The 3,933-nt window shown below is 62.5% G+C and carries 3 protein-coding genes and 1 pseudogene; all 4 read right to left on the bottom strand.

The window, feature by feature from the left end:
• Positions 1 to 152 (bottom strand): annotated as a pseudogene (locus AC0AP0_RS09840) (amino acid ABC transporter permease); the annotation flags it as partial.
• A gap of 1 nt (position 153) precedes the next feature.
• Positions 154 to 984 carry a glutamate ABC transporter substrate-binding protein gene (locus tag AC0AP0_RS09835; protein WP_198219988.1) on the bottom strand — a complete coding sequence of 277 codons (831 nt, stop codon included), beginning with the start codon at positions 982 to 984 and terminating at the stop codon, positions 154 to 156.
• 43 nt (positions 985 to 1,027) lie between these two features.
• Positions 1,028 to 1,843 carry an amino acid ABC transporter ATP-binding protein gene (locus AC0AP0_RS09830; protein WP_490430333.1) on the bottom strand — a complete coding sequence of 272 codons (816 nt, stop codon included), beginning with the start codon at positions 1,841 to 1,843 and terminating at the stop codon, positions 1,028 to 1,030.
• Between the two features lie 183 nt (positions 1,844 to 2,026).
• Complete coding sequence (aspS, locus tag AC0AP0_RS09825) at positions 2,027 to 3,829, bottom strand: aspartate--tRNA ligase (protein WP_490430332.1); 1,803 nt, start codon at positions 3,827 to 3,829, stop codon at positions 2,027 to 2,029.
• Positions 3,830 to 3,933 lie beyond the last annotated feature (104 nt).

Here is a 3,933-nt window from a genome sequence, read left to right as displayed (position 1 = left end):
GCCCGCAGGGAGGAGATGGGCGAGATGCGCATGATCACCAGGATGATGCCCAGGATCAGCGAGAAGAGGGCCGACCAGAGTGTCAGCTGGATATTGACCCAGAAGGCCGCCGGGATGTCGTAGTCGGAAAACAGTTCGATGATGGTTGACATCTCACTCCCCTTCCTTGGGCTTGGGCGGGTTGTAGCGCGGATCGGGTTTGTAGTGGGTGCCCCGGGTGTTGTTCTCCAACGCCCGCTGCCAGGAGCCGTTGGCTTCCATCTCAGCCAGAGCAGCGTTGATCTTGTGGGCCAGCTCGGTATTGCCCTTCTTGATGCCCACGCCGTAGTACTCCTGGGTGAAGGGCTTGCCCACCAGCCGCAGCCTTCCACGGGAGGCGGAGGCCAGCCCCGCCAGGATGATGTCGTCAGTGGTGACTGCATCGACGATGCCGGAGAAGAGGGCGGTGGCGCATTCGGCATAGCCCGGCTGCTCCATCAGCTGGACCTCCTTGGCGAACCGTTTCTTGACGGTGACGGCCGAGGTGGATCCGGTCACCGAGCACAGCCGCTTGCCGTTGAGGTCCTCGGGGCCGCGGATATGATGGTCCTCCTTGCGCACCAGCAGGTCCTGGCCGGCGACGATGTATGGTCCAGCGAAGGAGACAGCCCGCTTGCGTTCGTCAGTTATTGAGTATGAGGCCAGGATCATGTCCACGTCACCGTTCTGGAGCATGGCCTCCCGCTGCTTTGAGGGGGCCTCCTTCCAGACGATGTCGTCGGCGCTGTAGCCCAGCTTGCCGGCGATGTAGGTGGCCACATCCACGTCGAAGCCCACATAGGTTCCGGCCTTCTTGAAGCCCAGGCCTGGCTGGTCGAACTTGATGCCCACGCGGATCTTGCCCGCCTCCTTGTCGGAGCCGCAGGCCGCCAGGGAGACCAGGCAACCCAGGGCGCACAGAATTGCGGTCAGATTCCTGACCAGCCGTTTCAGCGGCCGGCCCATGCCATGCAAATTTGCATTCATGCGGATATGCTTCCCTCCTGCTTCAGTGGGTCAGGATCTTGGACAGGAAGTCGGCGGCCCGCTGGGTCTTGGGGTGGTCAAAGAAGTCGTCGGGGTTGTCCTTCTCCAGGATGCGTCCATCGGCCATGAAGACGATATGGTCGGCGGCCTGACGGGCAAAGCCCATCTCGTGGGTAACGCAGATCATGGTCATGCCCTCCTGGGCCAGCTCAATCATCACGTCCAGCACCTCGTTGACCATCTCTGGGTCCAGCGCTGATGTGGGCTCGTCGAAGAGCATGATCTTTGGCTGCATGGCCAGGGCGCGGGCGATTGCCACACGCTGCTGCTGGCCGCCTGAGAGCTGGGATGGCATCTTGGAGGCCTGGGATTCCACACCCACACGGGCTAGGAGGTCCATGGCCAGGTCCTCGGCATCCTTCTTGGGCATGTGGCGCACCTTGATGGGCGCCAGGGTCATGTTCTCCAGGATGGTCTTGTTGGCGAACAGGTTGAAGGACTGGAAGACCATGCCCACCTCGGCCCTGAGCCGAGCCAGGTCGCGTCCCTCCTGGGGCAGGGGCTCACCCTCGATTCTGATCACACCGGAGTCGATGGACTCCAGGCGATTGATGGTCCGGCACATGGTGGACTTGCCGGAGCCTGAGGGGCCGACCACCACCAGCACCTCGCCGGTATCGACCTGCAGGTTGATGTCCTTGAGGACGTGCAGGCTGCCAAAATGCTTCTCGACGTGGGCCAGCTCGACCAGCGGCCCGGACTTGTCCTTGACGGGGAGATCAGAGACCGGTTTCTCTGGAAGAATCCGCTCCGACGGCTGTTTGGTTGTTTCGCTCATATTGGGCAGTTTACTCATCCTTTGTTGCGGAACGGCCATAGAAACGGTTCTCCTGAAAAGCGGAGCTTCTGGCCTACCCTTGCCAATTGGTTCGTCCGCGCGTAATAGTTTATAAACAATAAGGCCGGAACCCCGCACGATTCCAGCCCTTGTAGTCTCTCGTCTATCAGCGACGGAATGCGCTCAGTCGTCATCCTCCTGATCCGGCTCCCAGTCCACGCCGGTCTCGGCGCGTTGCTGGTCGGAGATAGGCGCAGGAGCACCGGTCATGGGATCCTGTCCGCCGCCGGACTTGGGGAAGGCGATGACATCGCGGATGGAGTCCGCCCCCGTCAGGATCTGTGCGGTCCTGTCCCAGCCGAAGGCGATGCCTGCGTGGGGCGGAGCGCCGTACTTGAAGGCATCCAGCAGGAAGCCGAACTTCTCCTGGGCCTCCTCGGGACCGATGCCCAGCACCTTGAAGATCCGGTCCTGGATGTCGTCACGGTGGATACGCACCGAGCCGCCGCCCATCTCCTCGCCATTGCAGACGATATCGTAGGAGTCGCTCATGGCGTGCTCGGGATCCTTGTCGAAGCGGTCGATCCAGTCAGCCGACGGCATGGTGAAGGGGTGGTGCATGGAGGTCCACTTGGAATGGCCCACAGCCACATCGTCGTCGTCCGGATCGTCGGTGGGCTTGAAGAGCGGGAAGTCCACCACCCAGGTCAGGGCGAATTCGTCGGGCTTGAGCAACCCCTGTCGACGGGCGATCTCCACGCGGGCCGCACCCAGCAGGGTCTGTGAGGCCTCGCGGGGTCCGGCTGCGAAGAAGACGGCATCCCCGTCCGAAGCGCCCACAGCCTCCTTGAGACCCTGGCGCTCAGCATCGGACAGGTTCTTGGCCACCGGGCCCTTGAGGGTGCCATCGCCGGTGAACTGGACGTAAGCCAGACCCTTAGCTCCCCGCTGGCGGGCCCACTCCTGCCAAGCGTCGAACTGCCTGCGGGGCAGATTGGCCGCGCCCTGATAGACCACGGCACCCACATAGGGGGCCTGGAAAACTCGGAAGGGTGTGTCCTTGAAGTACTTGGTCAGCTCGACGATGGGGTTACCGAAGCGCAGGTCAGGCTTGTCGGAGCCATACTTGTCCATGGCCTCCTGCCAGCTGATCCTGGGGATGGGCAGGGTCACCTCGAATCCCGCAGCCTTCCAGACCTCGGCAATGACCTGCTCGGCCATAGCCATAACGTCCTCCTGGGAGGCGAAGCTCATCTCGATGTCCAGCTGCGTGAACTCGGGCTGCCTGTCAGCACGGAAGTCCTCGTCGCGGTAGCAACGGGCAATCTGGTAATAACGCTCGAAGCCACCCACCATCAGCAGCTGCTTGAGCAGCTGGGGGGACTGCGGCAGGGCGTACCAGGACCCGGGCACCAGACGGGCCGGCACCAGGAAGTCGCGGGCACCCTCAGGGGTGGACTTAATCAGGGTTGGTGTCTCAATCTCGCAGAAGTCCATCTTGTCCAAGGCAGCACGGGCGGCACGGTTCATGGCGGCCCTCAGTCGGATGTTGTGCTGCATGGAGGGCCGACGCAGGTCCAGATAACGGTAGCGCAGCCGCACATCCTCGCCTGGCAGCTTGTTCTCGGCCTCGTTCTCCAGGGCTGTGGACACCTGGAAGGGCAGGGCGGCCGACTTGGCCAGTACCTCAATCTTGTCGGCAACGATCTCGATGTGCCCGGTGGACAGGTGCTCGTTGTCATTGCCCTCGGGACGTTCGCGAACCTTGCCGGTGACCTGGATCACATACTCGCTGCGCAGTGGCCGGGCCTCTTCCTCGTCGTAGATGACGATCTGCACCAGACCAGAGCGGTCACGCAGGTCAATGAAAGCCACACCTCCGTGATCACGGCGGCGATCCACCCATCCGGCCACCGTGACCTGGCGACCGACCATATCTTCAGTGACATCCGTGGCGTAGCTCGTTCTGTAAGCCGACTGGCCCATGCTCTCCTGTACCTCCATAATGCTCGGCCTGCCCCTGCGTCAGGCCTGGTATTCCACACTCTGCCGGGCATACAGGCTATCCGGCGTCCACGACACCAGGTCAG

It is taken from the genome of Bifidobacterium sp. POST2/T3 (B1), assembly GCF_058197115.1.
The sequence above is the reverse complement of the archived record's forward strand: the minus strand, read 5'-3'. Positions and strand labels throughout refer to the sequence as shown.